Annotated in this window: 17 protein-coding genes; 14 read left to right on the forward strand and 3 right to left on the reverse strand. The window is 44.7% G+C overall.

Annotated elements, in window-relative coordinates; translation table 11 throughout:
- The 7 genes from CH376_RS05275 to CH376_RS05310 form a co-directional block, all read left to right on the forward strand.
- Window positions 1-621: hypothetical protein (locus CH376_RS05275; protein WP_243398240.1), on the forward strand; the 621-nt coding region annotated here is incomplete at its 5' end.
- Window positions 622-625: 4 nt separating this feature from the next.
- Window positions 626-1288 (forward strand): hypothetical protein, encoded by a 663-nt coding sequence (locus CH376_RS24540; protein ID WP_243394788.1) that lies wholly within the window; start codon window positions 626-628, stop codon window positions 1286-1288.
- Window positions 1289-1539: 251 nt separating this feature from the next.
- Window positions 1540-2121 (forward strand): DMP19 family protein, encoded by a 582-nt coding sequence (locus tag CH376_RS05285; RefSeq protein ID WP_100786855.1) that lies wholly within the window; start codon window positions 1540-1542, stop codon window positions 2119-2121.
- 499 nt (window positions 2122-2620) lie between these two features.
- Entirely contained in the window at window positions 2621-2965 is a 345-nt protein-coding gene (locus CH376_RS05290) for an ArsR/SmtB family transcription factor (RefSeq protein WP_100786856.1), read from the forward strand.
- Window positions 2952-3419, forward strand: coding sequence for an SRPBCC family protein (locus CH376_RS05295; protein ID WP_100786857.1), 468 nt, complete (start codon window positions 2952-2954; stop codon window positions 3417-3419). The genes CH376_RS05290 and CH376_RS05295 overlap by 14 nt, the downstream gene beginning before the upstream one ends.
- A 59-nt stretch (window positions 3420-3478) precedes the next feature.
- Window positions 3479-3895: a GFA family protein gene (locus CH376_RS05300; RefSeq protein WP_100786858.1), complete on the forward strand. Its 417-nt coding sequence runs from the start codon at window positions 3479-3481 to the stop codon at window positions 3893-3895.
- A gap of 262 nt (window positions 3896-4157) precedes the next feature.
- Entirely contained in the window at window positions 4158-4550 is a 393-nt protein-coding gene (locus CH376_RS05310; protein ID WP_100786860.1) for a DUF2200 domain-containing protein, read from the forward strand.
- A 379-nt stretch (window positions 4551-4929) separates the two neighbouring features.
- On the opposite strand, the gene CH376_RS05315 is transcribed toward CH376_RS05310, so the two are convergent.
- Both CH376_RS05315 and CH376_RS05320 read right to left on the reverse strand, forming a co-directional pair.
- The gene (locus CH376_RS05315) at window positions 4930-6597 is read right to left on the reverse strand and encodes an Ig-like domain-containing domain (protein ID WP_165781795.1); all 1668 of its coding nucleotides are present in this window, start codon (window positions 6595-6597) and stop codon (window positions 4930-4932) included.
- A 212-nt stretch (window positions 6598-6809) separates the two neighbouring features.
- Entirely contained in the window at window positions 6810-7370 is a 561-nt protein-coding gene (locus CH376_RS05320) for a TetR/AcrR family transcriptional regulator (protein ID WP_100786862.1), read from the reverse strand.
- Between the two features lie 122 nt (window positions 7371-7492).
- Between CH376_RS05320 and CH376_RS05325 the strand changes: the two genes are divergently transcribed.
- From CH376_RS05325 to CH376_RS05340, 4 genes are all read left to right on the forward strand, one after another.
- Window positions 7493-8647, forward strand: a complete 1155-nt coding sequence (locus CH376_RS05325; RefSeq protein WP_100786863.1) for an FAD-dependent oxidoreductase — start codon at window positions 7493-7495, stop codon at window positions 8645-8647.
- Between the two features lie 14 nt (window positions 8648-8661).
- Window positions 8662-10197 (forward strand): FAD-dependent monooxygenase, encoded by a 1536-nt coding sequence (locus tag CH376_RS05330; RefSeq protein ID WP_100786864.1) that lies wholly within the window; start codon window positions 8662-8664, stop codon window positions 10195-10197.
- 506 nt (window positions 10198-10703) lie between these two features.
- A complete protein-coding gene (locus tag CH376_RS05335; RefSeq protein ID WP_100786865.1) occupies window positions 10704-11081 on the forward strand; it encodes an EthD family reductase in 378 nt (125 codons plus the stop codon).
- Window positions 11082-11125: 44 nt separating this feature from the next.
- Window positions 11126-11722, forward strand: a complete 597-nt coding sequence (locus CH376_RS05340; protein ID WP_100786866.1) for a class I SAM-dependent DNA methyltransferase — start codon at window positions 11126-11128, stop codon at window positions 11720-11722.
- An 85-nt stretch (window positions 11723-11807) separates the two neighbouring features.
- On the opposite strand, the gene CH376_RS05345 is transcribed toward CH376_RS05340, so the two are convergent.
- Entirely contained in the window at window positions 11808-12569 is a 762-nt protein-coding gene (locus tag CH376_RS05345) for a Crp/Fnr family transcriptional regulator (RefSeq protein ID WP_100786867.1), read from the reverse strand.
- Window positions 12570-12733: 164 nt separating this feature from the next.
- Here CH376_RS05345 and CH376_RS05350 point away from each other — a divergent pair, with 164 nt between their 5' ends.
- Genes CH376_RS05350 through CH376_RS05360 form a run of 3 tightly spaced genes read left to right on the forward strand, consistent with a single transcriptional unit; the run spans window position 12734 to window position 15636 of the window.
- Window positions 12734-13420: a c-type cytochrome gene (locus CH376_RS05350; protein WP_100786868.1), complete on the forward strand. Its 687-nt coding sequence runs from the start codon at window positions 12734-12736 to the stop codon at window positions 13418-13420.
- Between the two features lie 30 nt (window positions 13421-13450).
- Window positions 13451-14818, forward strand: coding sequence for a cbb3-type cytochrome c oxidase subunit I (locus CH376_RS05355; protein ID WP_100786869.1), 1368 nt, complete (start codon window positions 13451-13453; stop codon window positions 14816-14818).
- On the forward strand, window positions 14815-15636 hold the full coding sequence (locus CH376_RS05360) for a CbbQ/NirQ/NorQ/GpvN family protein (protein WP_100786870.1): 822 nt from the start codon (window positions 14815-14817) through the stop codon (window positions 15634-15636). The genes CH376_RS05355 and CH376_RS05360 overlap by 4 nt, the downstream gene beginning before the upstream one ends.
- The last annotated feature ends 4 nt before the right edge of the window (window positions 15637-15640 follow it).

Genomic DNA, 15640 nt, shown 5'->3' on the forward strand with positions numbered 1-15640 from the left:
TTGGCATTGACGAGTTCGATTGTTTTTTCGATCGGTATCACAGCTGTTGTTACAGCAGTTGGAGCCGCAGCCGCCGTTGTCGCCTTCGCACCTTATACCGCGATCTCGATGGCAGTGTTTGCGGTTACTGCTGCGGTTACATTGGGGATGGTATTGTTTGTGACTGCGGGGGCGGTTGCGGTATTTGCATTGGGAAGCGTAGTGAATTGGAATACACCTCAGACATATTTAGCGGGTGGTTATTCGAAGTCGAGCTGGAACAATATCCATTGGGATGAGAAAGCTGCAAGGAAATGGGCTTGTTACATGAGTGCGGGACAGTTGGCAATTATGATTGCAGCAGGTGCGGTTTATGGCGTCCCGGGGCTTGGAGTTCCAGGTTACGTTTATGGACCTGGTGGAACTGCGACGGATAGTCTTTCAGCCTTTGAAATTGCAAAAGGGCTTCCTATCGAAAGGATAGTATTTTTTGGTTCGATTGCTCTTACATTAAAAAGCGCCATACAAGGAGATTGGGAAAATGTTGGTTACGGCATTGTTGGGTTCGCTACCGATTCCCCTATTGGTTTAGCTGTTAACTATGTGAAGGGCACAGTAAGAACTTGTGAAGGTGATTTATAATTTTATGAAACTAAAAATGGCTGTAATAGGCTTTATTAGCCTTCTATTACTGGGTAATTGTTACATGCGAGGTACTATCCGATTTTCATCTTCAGTACCGGACTTTAATAGCACATATGTAAAGTTTAAAATGCCGATTTTAAACAATTATAAGATAAAAAATGAATTCAGTAGTAAAGATTCTTACGTATTTTTTGCAGAGACTAAGAAGATAGGGATATTAAATAATATACAATTCACTGCATTTGATACTGGGTATATGAACCCTAGCGAAAGTTATTATTATCACAAGCAAGATGGGTTATATAGGAATATATTTTTGCAAATCGGCGGAAATATGAGAACGCGATTTTTGCAAGACTGTGAATATCGAATGCCTGCGCCTGTAGGCCGTAATAAGTATTTTTTCGAAGTTGGTTTTCAAGCATATCTTAGATCCGGCAGTTTAGAGTCCGAATTTGATCTTCCACCGAATCATTCGATTCGTTTAAACTTTATTCCCAAAGATATCGAAGTTCAAAGAATACATTTTGCAGATCAGGCTTTTAAAGATCCCAAGGATCGAGTCCCCATGCTTGTAAAAGAAAGGATTTTCGAAATCGTCGCAACCGTTGAACCGAACCCAGACCCGGACGAAGACAAGATTTGCGAGATCCCGAAGGATTAGAATCTACCCCCGCGAGCGATGGAAGCGTGGTCAAGTTATTGCGAATAGTGTAAAAAATATATTTCCAAAGTAAAATGTAATAACTTGACCGGAGCTGAGAGCGCGACCCGTAGGGACGCGGCCGGACGGGCAACCTTCAGCTACGGCGATGCGGCACACGCGAACGCAGTGATGTTTGGGCTTCGTTGAAATTGTGAAGCCTTATGCGTTAGGCGGGATTGAATTTTGATTCGGATTTTATAGGGGGATATATGATAAAAACGATATCTGGGTATTTTAGAAGGATTGTATACAAGCTCTTCGATTTTAGTGATTTTACCAAAGAGAAAAACAGACAAGTAAGTTTTATCATAGATGATTCTTTTATAGACAATGTTGAAAACGGTAGTTTTGAAATCATAGAGCCTCTCTGGTGGGCGATTAACGTTTACGAGGGAGAGGAAGAATATATTGAAGATCTAAAAGGATTTTCAAATGAACAAAAATTCCTATTTGCCATTCACCGATATTCAGCCGAAGTAAATAATGGAGGGCATGATCAATTTTTCTTTAACTCTTCAGGAATTGTTGCGGAGGATGCGCTTGAAGGATTTAGAAAGATAGGTTTAGATGAAAATTATAATATTCTAAAAGAATCGATGGATAGGCTCGGCGGAAAACCGTTTAAAGATAGGGATAAAAGAACGATTCAATTGGAAGAATCAAAAGCTCTTTTCGATGATCTTGATGATTTGTTTTATAAGACGGATCTTGAAGAAAAATTGAGGGACTTTATCATAATGAATAGGAATCAATTCTATTTTATAGGAACCTTCGATGCCCCATCGTATTAGAACTCTTCTGTCTGACGGCCGATTTCAGTTGATTTTAGCTGTAACGTGGAAGGAGCTTCATCTGAGATATGTCTTGGATTCGAATGAGACTAACGGATTATTCAGTTATCTCGCTGATTGACATTTCTCTGAAAAAAAGATATCTATTTTTGTAAAGTAGTTCCTGCCTCCTTTTTTAAGTTTGATCTCCTGAAAGAATACTAGAAACGAGTCCTTTCGGGCACGGTTCTCCCGTTGCCCATTTTTTGTCTTTGTGTCTCGCAACGTGGATTTTAAGTCAAAGTGGGTTTTTCAATAAGCACGAAGGATTTGGTCGCGTGCTTCTTTTGGATCCATTGAGGAGCCGCGCTTGACTCAAAAAACCGACCCTTCCTAAGAAATAAGTCACATTTTCCTCCAGGTCTTTGGCAGAAACTAAGGTCGAGAAATTGAAGGTTCCCGTTTCGGATTCTTAAATTTTTCTTGACATGCAGGTATATGACTGCATAATGATTTTTGCATGCGCAAGGAGTTGCCGGGGGCCGACAAAGTTTTCAAAGCGTTGGCTGATCCGAACCGTAGAAAAGTATTGGATCTTCTTTACGCAGAAAATGGACAAACGCTTTCTGCCCTCTGCGAACACTTGGATATGCAGCGGCAATCTGCGACACAGCACATTGAAATTCTGATCGACGCGCTTCTTGTAACGGTCGTTTGGAAGGGCCGAGAAAAACTTCACTTTATCAATCCCGTTCCGATCTACGAGGTTTACGAGCGCTGGGTAAGAAAATTTGAGCAGAATCGGCTTAGACTTTTGCATGATCTGAAAACACAACTCGAAGGAGAGAACCATGAAAAAACCTAATTTCGTCTACGTTACTTACATCGCGAGCACGCCCGAGAAAGTATGGCGCGCATTGATCGACGCTGAAGTGACGAACCAATATTGGGTCGACCCTCTTTCCGAAAAACCGGCGCACATAAACGTTTCGGATTGGAAAGTCGGCTCGGAATGGAGACACGAACGCGTTGACGACGTAAAAACGGTCGATATTGCAGGTAAGGTTTTGGAAAGTCTCCCTCCTCGACGTTTGGTTCTTTCGTGGGCGAGGCCGAACGAATTGCAGGAAGAATCAAAACACTCGCGAGCCACGTTCGATATCGAACCTTATGGCGAAGGCTTGGTTCGTTTGACCGTAACTCACGAGGATCTGGACGATCAGATGCATTTGGGAATATCCAAAGGTTGGCCGATGGTTCTTTCAAATCTCAAAACATTTCTGGAATCAGGTCGCGCATTCCCGCAGCAAATCGCGTAATAAAAAATATTCATAATTAAGAATATACTATTTTAATAAAATATTAATGGAGAAAAAATATGAAACTTCCCTACTCGGGTGGATGCGCTTGCGGCGAAATTCGCTACAACATTTCCGATGAACCTATCTTTATGAACGATTGTCAGTGTAGGGATTGTCAAAGAATGAGCGGTACCGGTCATGGATCTTATCTTACGTTCCCTTCTCGGAACAACGTAAAGCTGAACGGTGAAGCGGCTTACTTCGATATGGTCGGCGACAGCGGCAATACCAAGGCCGGTCACTTTTGTCCCAAATGCGGATCGCCGGTATATTTGACCTTCGCCGCAATGCCCGAGCTGTTTACCGTGCACGCGGCAAGTTTGGACGAACCAAGCCGGTACAAACCGCAGGTTGTGACATACGTTATGCGCGGTTATGACTGGGATCATCTTGATCCGTCGCTCCCGAAATTCGACAAGATGCCTCCTGCATAAGGGATTCTTAAAGTAAGAATGGTATGAAGATCGTTTTCTCCGAAATCCTTTGGCCTTGGAAAACGAGGATTTCGAAGCCGCGAACACGACAAAGCTTCTTAAGCTCCATCGTTTTTTATAAGAATCGGCTTTGTTTCCAAAAGATTACGATATTCTTTTTTCTGTTTTGCGGAAATATTCAATATACTTTAAATTCGCTTTTCATTTCGTTCATTTGAGAGTATAACTTTGAAGGAAACTTATAAAAGGGAAAAGAATTAGAATGAAACAAAAGAAAGCGGACTCAAATTCTATAGAAGAAAAGCCTAAGATATTCAACACTCCCTTTGCCAAAGTTTATCCCCTTTATATTCAAAAGGCGGAGAAGAAAGGAAGGACTAAGGAGGAAGTCGACGCCATTATCTACTGGTTAACCGGCTATGATAAAAACGGTTTTTTGAAACGGCTAAAAGACGGAGTGAATTTCGAGGAATTTTTCGACCAAGCCCCTCAAATCAACAAAAACGTATCTCTCATCAAAGGAGTTATCTGCGGATACCGCGTGGAAGAAATCGAAGACGATCTGATGCGGAATATTCGATATCTCGACAAGCTGATCGACGAATTGGCAAAAGGGAAATCGATGGAAAAAATTTTGAGGGGATCGAATCCTTAGAACGATCGATTCTTCCCGGATGCGCGCGAGTGCGACTGACGTTAATTTTGCCCGGCCCGCTAATTTGATTAGAATCTTAAAGAGCGTTTCGAGATCCGTCATTCCTTTGATCAAGATTCTTAGTTAGCGTAATTCTTTTTGCGTATTATTGCGGATGGATCGTAGACCTTAAAATTTCAGATTCCAGTTTTTTCTAAAAGGGGAGGTGCGTATCGTATTTCCTGAACGGTTCTGTTTTCTTCGAAGGATGGGTGGTTGAGAATGGGTTTTATTTTGAAAACGATCGTATCTCTCTAAATGGCAGAGTAATTAAGAATTCTTTAATGTTTCACGAAATATTCCATCCTCAGTCGGATGGAATATTTCTGATCGAAAGAAATCAAGGAGCAGTTGTAAATCCGGTGGTTTGCGTAAAGTCCCCTCCGAGAACGTTATCCGTAACATCTCGTATTGCTCCTTTAACCCTGACTTTGTAAGTGGTATTGGGCAATAGGCTTCCTCCGCCGGAATTGACGCGTATCCTATTGTTTCCGGTGAAGACCGTAAGAGCGTTCAAACGAACGCAGTTTGCGAAGTTATCCGGAGAAATCTGAATATTCCCCGTGCAGGCTCCGTTTGAAATATTCCGGGTAAAATCGTTGAAATTCATTTCTTCGGAAAAAATAATTTCGACGTTATAAGCCGTGAAAGGCTGATTTACGCTTCCATCATTCGGAGTAATCGCAAGAATCGTAGGCTGTGTGTTGTCAGAATCGTTGCCCGTTGTAAACCCCGTAGCCTGAGTTCCTCCTGCAAATGCGTTTCCGGACAAGTCTTGAATTCCGTTTGTAAGTCTTATCTTATATACCGTTTGAGCGGCTAAAGGATCTATTAGGAAAAAGGAATGGTTCAACCCGAGATTGGTTCCCTCGTAACGGAAAACAGTATTCAATCTTACGCATGTATTGAAGTTATCGGCGGAAATTTGAACCGTTCCCGAACAAGTATTGTTGGAAGAATTCAAAACGAACGAAGTCGGATTCATTTTTTCAGTAAATCCCAAGGTGAAGATTCGGTTTCTCGCGATTGCGACTTGGTTGTCCGTCGGAAAAATTTGCGCCAGTTGAGGAGTTGTGGAGTCGTTGTTCTGCGTAATGAAACTAAAAATTTCCTGACTCGCCGGGTTCCCGGCTGTGTCTTTAGCGCCTGCGGTGATTTTTATCCGGTACTCGGTAAAGTCGTTTAATGTCGCAGCGGGTTTGATCGCTACGGAGCGCATCTGATTGAAAAACTGCGGCTGAGCCGCGATTCTTTTGCAACTCACAAAATTGTTATCCGAAATCTGAACGCTACCGGAACAAGTCGTATTCAAAGTGTTGACGCTGACTGAGGTCGCGTCCATCGCTTCAGTGAATGTAAGGGCGATCGATGCATTGGTGGCAACCAATAAGTCTCCGTCCATCGGAAGAGTATATTGAATTCCGGGCGCGGTTATATCCGCGCTCGCGGAAGTGCTGAAGGAAGTGATCACGTTAGCCGAAAGCGCCCTTCCACTTTCGTCGATGATCGAATCCGATACCCTGATTCTATATTGAGTCGAGGTCGCCAGGTTGGCCGCCGGATCCAATCGGAAAGAGTTGCTGTTTGTTCCGGAGGGCGAAGTCGGAGCGGAGTTCATTCGAACGCAGGTTACGAAGTTATCGGAAGAAAGGCTTACGGAGCCGGAACAGTTCGTATCCGCGGTGTTGGTCGTAACGGAATTGATGTCGATCACTTTAGAGAAAACCACCGTCAACTTCGCGTTAATCGGAATATTTACAGCGTTGTGAAGCGGTGTGGTTTGGGAAAGAGCGGGAACCGAGGGGGAAGAAGACGGAGGAAGAATTCCGATATCGGAAGGAGTAGACTGCGGATTCAGCGTTCCCGGCGTACTGAGCAAAGGGACGAGTGCGGTTTCTACCCCGCCTTCCTTCTTATCATCGCAGGAAAGAACTGAAATTGCCAAAAAAAGCATCCAAGCGAGGTTCCACAGTGTTAGAACCGAGTTTCGATTTTTTATATTTTTCATTCCGATATCTCCGTTTGCTTTCATCTCAAATGATCGATTTTTTTCCATGAGCCAACGCTCATATTATTATAACCTTTGAATAGATTTTATTACGAAGACGGGCCCCTTTTCCATTCCTCAAAATACGTCGTTTATTCCCGTTCCGCGGAATGAAAACTTCGGAAATTGGAAACGAATTTGAACAAGTGCGTGCGACGTTTATGGATTTCTTTTTATTCGGACCAGCCGTTTTTCAGAATCTTAAAAAGTGTTTCGAGAGTCGCTCTCGGATGCGGGGAATCGCTTGCTCTGTAAAACGCGTCCGAAATGAAATGAGCTATAGACGCCGCCTCGGTTTCGCCTAACTTTGTTTTAGCTTCTTTCTTTAGAACCTTTGCGAGCGAGTTTTCGTATCTCATCATGATTTGTCTTTCGCAAAGGGAAAGTTCCGGCGTCGATTTGATCAGTTTTCTAAAACCTCCGACGAGTTCCCGATTCGCCGGATTGAAAGCCGGATTTTTTAATCCGAAATCAAGGAGAGCGTCCAGTATGGAGGTTCCTTTCTTTCGGGATACGACTGCGTCGATAAGCCTTTCTTCTCTTTCTACATCCTCGTCGAAAACCAGGGACTCCTTATTTGCAAAATAATTGAACAGGGTCGGAACGGAAACGTTTGCGAGTTTGGCAATTTCGGCCGTAGTCACTTCGTGATATCCCCGTTCGATGAAGAGTTTAGTCGCCATGTCGGAGATGGCCTTGCGGGTCTGTTTCTTTTTTAACTCCCTTAATCCCATACAAAAAAGCTCCTTTTTACGAATCGAAATGAAAATATAGGAAAATTATATTGACTTAAATATTTTAGTCAATATAATTTTGTGAATAACCGATTATTCGGAAATATAAAAGGAGACACGTCATGAATCAAATCAACCACGTTCCGATCGCAATCATCGGCGCCGGACTCGGCGGTCTTACGCTCGCTCGCATCCTCCACGTTCACGGAATCGAGGCCGATATCTACGAAGCGGAATCCGCTTCCAACGTCCGCAAACAGGGCGGAATGTTGGATATCCACGAATACAACGGGCAGATCGCGCTTAAGGATGCCGGGCTCTTCGAGGAGTTTATTGAAATCATTCACGCCGGGGCTCAGGCTTCCCGCATACTCGACAAGGCGGGTAACGTTCTTTTGGACGAACCGGACGATGGTGTCGGCGGTCGGCCTGAAGTTCTGCGAGGAGATCTTCGCCGGATTCTTTTGAATTCAGTTCCCGAAAGTTCGATTCACTGGGCGCACAAAGTGGATTCGGTTTCTTCGCTCGGCGACGGGCGCCACGAAATCATTTTCGCGAGCGGCTCCGTCGTCACGACCGACCTTCTCGTGGGTGCGGACGGCGCTTGGTCGAAAGTTCGTCCGCTTCTTTCCGACTCGAAACCGGAGTATGTCGGCGTCACGTTTGTCGAAACGTTCCTATTTGATAGCGACTCTCGTCACAAAGCAAGCGCGGATATCGTCGGAGGAGGAGCGATGTACGCGATTGCTCCGGAGAAAGGGATCGTCGCTCATCGAGAGCCCGGTGGAATACTGCACACATACGTTCAGTTGAATAAGCCGAAGGATTGGTTCGACGATCTCGATTTCTCGAATCCGAAAAACGCGTTAGCCGACATCGCTAAAGAATTTGAAGACTGGGCTCCCGAGTTGGTAGCGCTTATCACCGAAGGCGAAACAACACCCGTACTTCGTCCGATTCATACGCTTCCTGCGGAACATAAATGGAATCGAATACCGGGCGTGACGTTGCTCGGAGACGCCGCTCATCTTATGCCGCCTTCCGGAGAAGGGGCCAATCTTGCGATGTTTGACGCCGCGGAACTCGGGAAGGCAATCGTCGCGAATCCCGGCGATTGGGAAGCGGCGCTTATCGATTACGAAGCGCGCCTTTGTTCCCGCAGCGCTTCGGAAGCCGTAGACTCGGCGGAAGTTCTCGATCTTTGTCTCGGCGCAAATTCGCCGCAGAGTCTGGTAGATTTTTTTACCGGAATGAAGTCGGTTCAAGGGCGGATCTAAATTAGGAAATTATAATGAATCAAAACAATCGAAAATCCGTTTATGACGTAATCGTCTCGGGAGCTGGTCCGGTCGGACTTTTTCTTTCCTGCGAATTGGCGTTGTCAAAATGCTCGGTTCTTATATTGGAAAAGACGAAAAGTCCACATTCTCCATTAAAACAAATTCCTTTCGGGATCAGGGGACTTTCGACTCCTTCGATCGAAGCGCTTTATCGTCGCGGGTTGTTAGAGGAGCTCGAGGTACACAAACGTCTCAAGAATCCTCATCAAAACTCGGGACAGGGATCTCGTCGTCAAGCGGGTCACTTCGCCGGAATTCCATTTTACGAAGAAGATATCGATACTTCGCAATGGACGCATCGTCTTTTAAGTTCGACGGAAACCAGTTTAATCTCCGAAATGGAAGAGCTTGAAACGTTGCTGACTCGAAGGGCTCAGTTTTTAGGAGTGAGAATCGAACGCGGACTTGCTTTGACTTCTTTTGATCAAACCGAAGAGGGTGTGACCGTTCATTCGGACGATCGCACCTTTCAAGGTAAGTGGCTCGTAGGTTGTGATGGGAGTCGAAGTCTTGTTCGTAAGTGCGGCGGTTTTGAATTCGTCGGTACGGAACCGGAATTTACCGGATATTCCGCTCAAGTCGAAATCGCAGATCCGGAAAAGTTAAGGCCGGGCAGAAACGTAACTCCAACGGGTATGTATCTTCAATCACAGCCGGGTTATCTGGTGATTCAGGATTTTGACGGAGGTGAGTTTCATAATTCGAAAAGGAGGATAACGCGGGAACACATTCAAAAAGTATTAAGAAGAATTTCGAACACGGACGTTACTGTCGCCGCTCTTCATACGGCTACCACTTGGACGGACCGAGCGCGACAGGCGACAGCTTATCGAAACGGAAGAGTTCTTTTGGCGGGCGACGCCGCGCACATTCATTCTCCGTTGGGAGGTCAAGGTTTGAACCTTGGGTTGGGAGACGTTATGAATCTCGGCTGGAAGCTCGCCGCGACGCTTCAGGATCGGGCGCCGGAAGGTTTGCTTGATAGTTATCAAAAGGAGCGACATCCGATCGGCGCACAGGTTCTCGATTGGTCGCGCGCACAAGTTGCAATCATGAAGCCGGCTCCCTATGCCCGCGCTTTGAACGCGATTTTTCGCGACCTCATAAATACGCGCGACGGAACCACTTACATCGCGGGAAGAGTTTGGGGAATTTTCACTCGCTACGATTTAGGAAACGCTCACCGTTTTGCAGGTCATAGCGTTCCAAACTTCGAATTTGAAGATGGAACAAAAATCGGCGAACTCCTAAACGACGGACAAGGAATGCTGGTTGATTTTAACGGCGATCCCTCTCTTGAAACTTTAGCGAGAGGTTATAAGAATCTCAATTATATTTCACGTAAAGTAAAAGACCGTTCGGGCTTCAGCGCGTTACTGATACGTCCGGATGGGATCGTAGCTTGGGCATCGGACGACCAACCGGATCACAAAGAACTCCAGACGGCGATCCATCTTTGGTTTGTTCGGAACGAAGGAACGGAATAAACAGAAACCCCGCGCACTCGGGTTTTATACGTTATACGAACTCTCGTTCCCATTAAAGAGTCTGCCTTAAAACCTGAAAATGTAGGATCTCCTACTTCCTCGGAATGAGGCAATAACGCCCAAAATCTCCTAAAAGCAGATTGCAGTGATTTGTAGTATCTCACACAAAGAATTAGAATTTTATAAAACGGTTTTTGTCTTCGGAGATTTTAAGAAAGTCTCTTAATAAAAGTAGAATATATCGAGTTCACGTTCTCGACGTGAAAGAAGGCGATAGGATCTGGTTCATAAAAAATTCTTTTTTTGTCGCGATTATCAAAAAACAAACCTACGAATCCGTTCCGCGGTCGTGAAAAATTTTCGACGGGCGGAGTATCAAAGGAGTCTAACTTCGGTAATTTTGCATTTTGCCGGAGAATACTCAGTATTAAAATCTATAGGGTCGAGGAGGATTCTGTCGTTTTGTTAAACGACATCTTTGTAGATTCTATATGCAATTTTAGGGAATGTTCCCGATTCTTAAATATCAAAACTTGAGGGAGACTGTGTTTAATATAACTTCAATCTATCAAAAGAAAGAGAACTATCATTTCGATTTTTCTTACTATCTGGAGGTCCACATGCCAAAATCGATCTCCCTTCTTTCCAAAGGAAAAGGATATCGCGGAGTCTCGGTCGAACGGGGGATCGATCTTCCGGACGGACAGTTGGATTCTTCATTTGTAGCCGTTTGCAATTATTACTTTGATACGCCGGAAGATTTTTTGAATGCGTTTTTACCGCACGCCGGGGAATTACAAGAAGATATCAAAAACTATACGAATATAGTTCCGATCAACCAGGTGAGTTCCGTTGAAATTTTTGTCTCTCCCGGAAATAAGTAACGTTTGGCTTGATGCGGCTTCGGTAAAAATCGAAGAACGATCCTATGGAAAATAACATATTCAATCAGATTGCGAACGGATACGATACGAAAGAAAGAAAAGAATTGGCAAGGATCATCGTGGACGCAATCAAAGCCGAACTGAAAGAAAGCAAAGACAAATCGTTGTTGGACTACGGATGCGGCACGGGTCTTGTCGGTTTGGAATTGGCGCCTTTGGTCCATAAGATAATTCTAATGGACTCCGCGGAGAAGATGTTGAATATCGTAAGGGAGAAGGTCGCGTACGCGGATATAAAAAACGCAAAGGTGATTCGTTCCGATTTTACGGAAGAGGGGTCGGGCATTAGAGCGGATGTGATCGTCGCTTCCTTGGTTCTTCTTCACGTTTCGGATCCGGAAATACTTTTCAAGAATTTTTACTCTTCGTTAAATACAAACGGGAAGTTGATCGTCGTCGATTTTGATAAGAATGAAAACGTAAGTCATCCTAAAGTTCACAACGGATTTGTTCAAGAGGATCTAAGGTCGAAACTTTCCGGCGCAGGATTTACGAAGACAAAAACGAGGACATTCCATCACGGTAAGAATATTTTTATGAACCAAGACGCTTCGTTGCTGATATCCGTAAGTGCAAAATAAATCCGATATCGAACAGTCGGCTTCGACATTGCCGTTACGTTATCTTATCGAGTCCCGCAAGTCCGTCCGCAAAATCCGAGTTGGTCTATAGGCCGGAGTTACGCCTAACGTTAGCGGTGTATGTTTCGCCTCGGGATTCGATTTTGGATAAGGAAGGCGTCTCCTCGGATGTTATTCCCCTCGGAGAGAAAGGCTTGTGGGACGGAATGCGATATCCGTTATCCAGTTCTTCGATTACGGATTCTTCCAAGAGGACTCGAAAGGATCTGCTGATAGATTCGGGCGTCGTTCCGAGCAGGGAGGCCAATTGTTGTTTTGTGATGGGTAATAAAATAAATCCTTCCGTCGCACCGGATTCTTTTAAAAAAATAAGAATCCTTTCTTTTACCGAATATAACTGATTCTCCAATACCTTGCTTCGAAAGTAGCCGACGTGCTCGATTGCAAGAGCGGAGAAGTGAAACAAAGCGTCTATGTTTTTGAATAGGAAAGATTTGAATTCCTTTTTTGGAAAGTGATTCAGTTCTCCTCCGTATAAAGTTTCACAAAACAAAGGATAAACGCAGGGCTCCTCGGTCTGAAAGATGAGCTGTGTCGCAATAAATTCTCCCGGATAAAAAATCTTTAATATCATTTCTTTCCCTTCCGGATTGAGGGAATATACTTTGAAAATTCCAGAAACTACTTCATAAAAACCTAAATAAGGATCCTTTGCGTTGTACACTCGATCCGACTTTTGATATACCTTTCGAAGTGCGAGCGATTCGATCTCGTTTCTGAATTTTTTTTGAATCTCAGTCCAGTGTTTGTTTCGAATGGATTTTCGGATTGGGTATGTAATTCGCATCGTGTTTCCTAAGTGTTTCTTTTACGGATTTCATTTTAGGTGAAGTAAAATAATATAAAATTGATATAGATCAAGGACAAAATTAAAAATTCTGTTAAGATTCCGTCCTGCGGATTTCTCAAAGGGAATCTTAGAAATCTTTATTATGGAAAAAGGAATGAAACATGCTTACTAAGTTCCAGGCAAAATTATTTTTTCTACTCGGAACCGCTTTGTTTTCCGTCGTCTTCTTATTTCTCACTTTTGATTCCATGTGGTATGTCTATTCGCACAAATCGAACCGGGATCTTTCGCCAAGCGTGATCGCAGGAAAGGAAATCTGGGAAAGAAATAATTGCATGGGTTGCCACACGATCCTGGGCGAAGGAGCCTATTACGCGCCGGATCTCACCAAAGTCTATGAACGAAGGGGACCCGAGTGGATCCGAGTGTTTTTAAAAGATCCCGAGGCGATGTATCCGGGTGAAAGAAAGATGGTGAAATATTCTTTTACGGACGCTCAAATCGAGGAGATCATCGCATTCTTAAAATGGAATGGAGAACTGGATCTGAAAGGTTTTCCTCCGAAGCCGGATTTTAAACAAGAAACAAAGACGGTTAACGTTCAATCGGCGAACGTCGCGCCTCCCGAAAAATTCAAACAGATCTGCACCGCTTGTCACGCGGTCGGCGGTTCCGGTGGAAACGTAGGCCCTGCGTTGGATGCGGTCGGTAACAAATACGACGCCGCGTATTTGGAAAACTGGCTGAAGGACCCGCAGAAGATCAAACCGGGAACCGCGATGCCTAAACTTCCTCTGAGCGATTTGGAAATCAAGGACCTCACGAAATATTTATCCCAATTAAAATAGAATCAGAAACGGAATCATATTGGAGCGATCATGAAATATAAATCTCAGAAAATAGCTTACTGGTTTTTTGCAACTTGTATGTTACTTCTATCCTTGCAGTTAATATACGGATTCATTATGGCTTTTGCGAGAATGGGATTCGACGGATTACACGATTGGATTCCGTTCAATACCGCGAGGGCGACTCACACAAATCTGTTGGTCGTTTGGCTTCTCACCGGTTTTATGGGCGCGGCTCATTATATCATACCGGAAGAATCGGGTAGGGAACTCTATTCCGAAAAACTGGCTTACGCGCAACTCATTTCGCTTATCATTGTCGGAGTCGTTTCCATCTTGGGATTCCATTTCAATTTCTGGGAAGGCAGAAAGTTTTTGGAAATTCCCCGTCCTCTCGATTATCTGGTAGTGATCAACGTTCTTACGTTTCTTTTCAACATCGGAATGACCGTTTGGAAGGGAACGAAGAATTCCACAACCGGACTCGTTTTGTATTTCGGTTTGTTCTCCGCCGCGCTTTTGTATCTGCCGGGTATGATTCAGTTCAACAGTCAGACCGTGGATTCTTATTTTAGATGGTGGGTTGTACATCTTTGGGTGGAAGGTGTTTGGGAACTTATCATGGGCGGGATTCTTTCCTTTCTGTTGATCAAACTTACCGGAGTGGATAGAGAAGTGATCGAAAAGTGGCTTTATGTGATCGTAGGTCTGACTTTTCTTTCCGGAATTTTAGGAACGGGACATCATTACTACTTTATCGGAGTTCCCGAATATTGGAAATGGGTCGGCGGATTCTTTTCCATGCTCGAGCCGCTCGCGTTTTTAGCGATGGCGATGTTCGCGATTTCCATGTATCGTAAGAGCGGAAGAAATCATCCGAACGCGATCTCGCTCTATTGGACGATCGGAAGCGCCGTGATGTCTTGTGTCGGGGCGGGCTTCCTCGGTTTTGCGCATACTTTACCGCAAGTTAACCTATATACTCACGGAACCTTGATCACCGCGATGCACGGGCATCTCGCATTTTGGGGAGCCTATGCGATGATCGTCTTGGCGATCGTAACATACGCGATGCCTCTTCTGACCGGAAGAAAACTCTGGAACAATCCGATGGGCTTATATGCGTTCTGGGCGTCTAACATCGGTATGTTGGGAATGACCGGCGCTTTTGCGGTGGCGGGGATCGCACAAGTCTATCTGGAACGAAAGTTCGGACTCGATTTTTTAGTGGTTCAAAAGGAGATCCAAGTTCACTTTTTAGGACTTACGTTAGCCGCAATCTTATTCACATCGGGAATCGTCGCATTTATCATAAACTTTATCCGCTTCGGGCAGCCGACGGACGAAGCGTTGAATGCGGAGGATTCTTCGGGAGATATCGTTCTTAAGTTTAAATGAAGAATTCTCCGAATGCCGAAGACAAGGATCTACCGCTCGTTACGGTTGATCCGCCCTTTTACAAAGAGACCGGTCACGAGGTGGTCGCATTCGAACAGGCTCATCGAAATAAACTTCCTCTTTTGATCAAAGGGCCGACCGGCTCCGGTAAGTCTCGTTTTGTGGAATACATGGCCGCGAGAATGAGACTTCCCTTGTTGAGCGTTTCTTGTCACGAAGAAACGTCGGCGGTCGATCTTTTGGGTCGTTATCTGATTCAAGGGACGGAGACCGTTTGGCAGGACGGACCTCTTACTAGAAGCATTCGTATGGGGGCGATTCTTTATATAGACGAGATTGCAGAAGCGAGACCCGATACGATCGTGGCGATTCATCCTCTGACGGATTACAGAAGGGAAATTTATCTAGATCGGCGAAACGAAACGATCAAAGCCCCCGACTCATTTATGTTAGTCGCCTCTTACAATCCAGGATATCAAAAGGGTTGGAAAGAATTGAAACCCTCCACAAGACAAAGGTTTGTCGCTTTACAATTCGATTATCCGAAGTCGGACGTGGAAGAGACGATCTTAAAAGGAGAAACCGGAATTTCGACGGAGTTTGCGGCCAAACTTGTCAAGCTCGGTCAAAAAATTCGAAACCTAACCGAGCTGGGGCTTACGGAATCCTGTTCCACGAGGTTGCTCGTAGACGCGGGAAAGATGATCGTAAGCGGACTTCCTCCTCGTCTATCCTGCGAGGTGGCGATCGTACAACCGTTGTCAGACGATCGAGACGTAGTAAACGCTCTCAAAGATTTGGTTTCCTTGTCGCTGTAACTTC

This window comes from Leptospira adleri (assembly GCF_002811985.1).
In the GTDB taxonomy this organism is placed as follows: domain Bacteria; phylum Spirochaetota; class Leptospiria; order Leptospirales; family Leptospiraceae; genus Leptospira; species Leptospira adleri.

Bases quoted from the DNA above. Each gene is read 5' to 3' on its own strand.
- CH376_RS24540 (WP_243394788.1), top strand. From the start codon at position 626: ATGAAACTAAAAATGGCTGTAATAGGCTTTATTAGCCTTCTATTACTG.
- CH376_RS05285 (WP_100786855.1), top strand. From the start codon at position 1,540: ATGATAAAAACGATATCTGGGTATTTTAGAAGGATTGTATACAAGCTC.
- CH376_RS05290 (WP_100786856.1), top strand. From the start codon at position 2,621: ATGCGCAAGGAGTTGCCGGGGGCCGACAAAGTTTTCAAAGCGTTGGCT.
- CH376_RS05295 (WP_100786857.1), top strand. From the start codon at position 2,952: ATGAAAAAACCTAATTTCGTCTACGTTACTTACATCGCGAGCACGCCC.
- CH376_RS05300 (WP_100786858.1), top strand. From the start codon at position 3,479: ATGAAACTTCCCTACTCGGGTGGATGCGCTTGCGGCGAAATTCGCTAC.
- CH376_RS05310 (WP_100786860.1), top strand. From the start codon at position 4,158: ATGAAACAAAAGAAAGCGGACTCAAATTCTATAGAAGAAAAGCCTAAG.
- CH376_RS05315 (WP_165781795.1), bottom strand. From the start codon at position 6,597: ATGAAAAATATAAAAAATCGAAACTCGGTTCTAACACTGTGGAACCTC.
- CH376_RS05320 (WP_100786862.1), bottom strand. From the start codon at position 7,370: ATGGGATTAAGGGAGTTAAAAAAGAAACAGACCCGCAAGGCCATCTCC.
- CH376_RS05325 (WP_100786863.1), top strand. From the start codon at position 7,493: ATGAATCAAATCAACCACGTTCCGATCGCAATCATCGGCGCCGGACTC.
- CH376_RS05330 (WP_100786864.1), top strand. From the start codon at position 8,662: ATGAATCAAAACAATCGAAAATCCGTTTATGACGTAATCGTCTCGGGA.
- CH376_RS05335 (WP_100786865.1), top strand. From the start codon at position 10,704: ATGTTCCCGATTCTTAAATATCAAAACTTGAGGGAGACTGTGTTTAAT.
- CH376_RS05340 (WP_100786866.1), top strand. From the start codon at position 11,126: ATGGAAAATAACATATTCAATCAGATTGCGAACGGATACGATACGAAA.
- CH376_RS05345 (WP_100786867.1), bottom strand. From the start codon at position 12,569: ATGCGAATTACATACCCAATCCGAAAATCCATTCGAAACAAACACTGG.
- CH376_RS05350 (WP_100786868.1), top strand. From the start codon at position 12,734: ATGCTTACTAAGTTCCAGGCAAAATTATTTTTTCTACTCGGAACCGCT.
- CH376_RS05355 (WP_100786869.1), top strand. From the start codon at position 13,451: ATGAAATATAAATCTCAGAAAATAGCTTACTGGTTTTTTGCAACTTGT.
- CH376_RS05360 (WP_100786870.1), top strand. From the start codon at position 14,815: ATGAAGAATTCTCCGAATGCCGAAGACAAGGATCTACCGCTCGTTACG.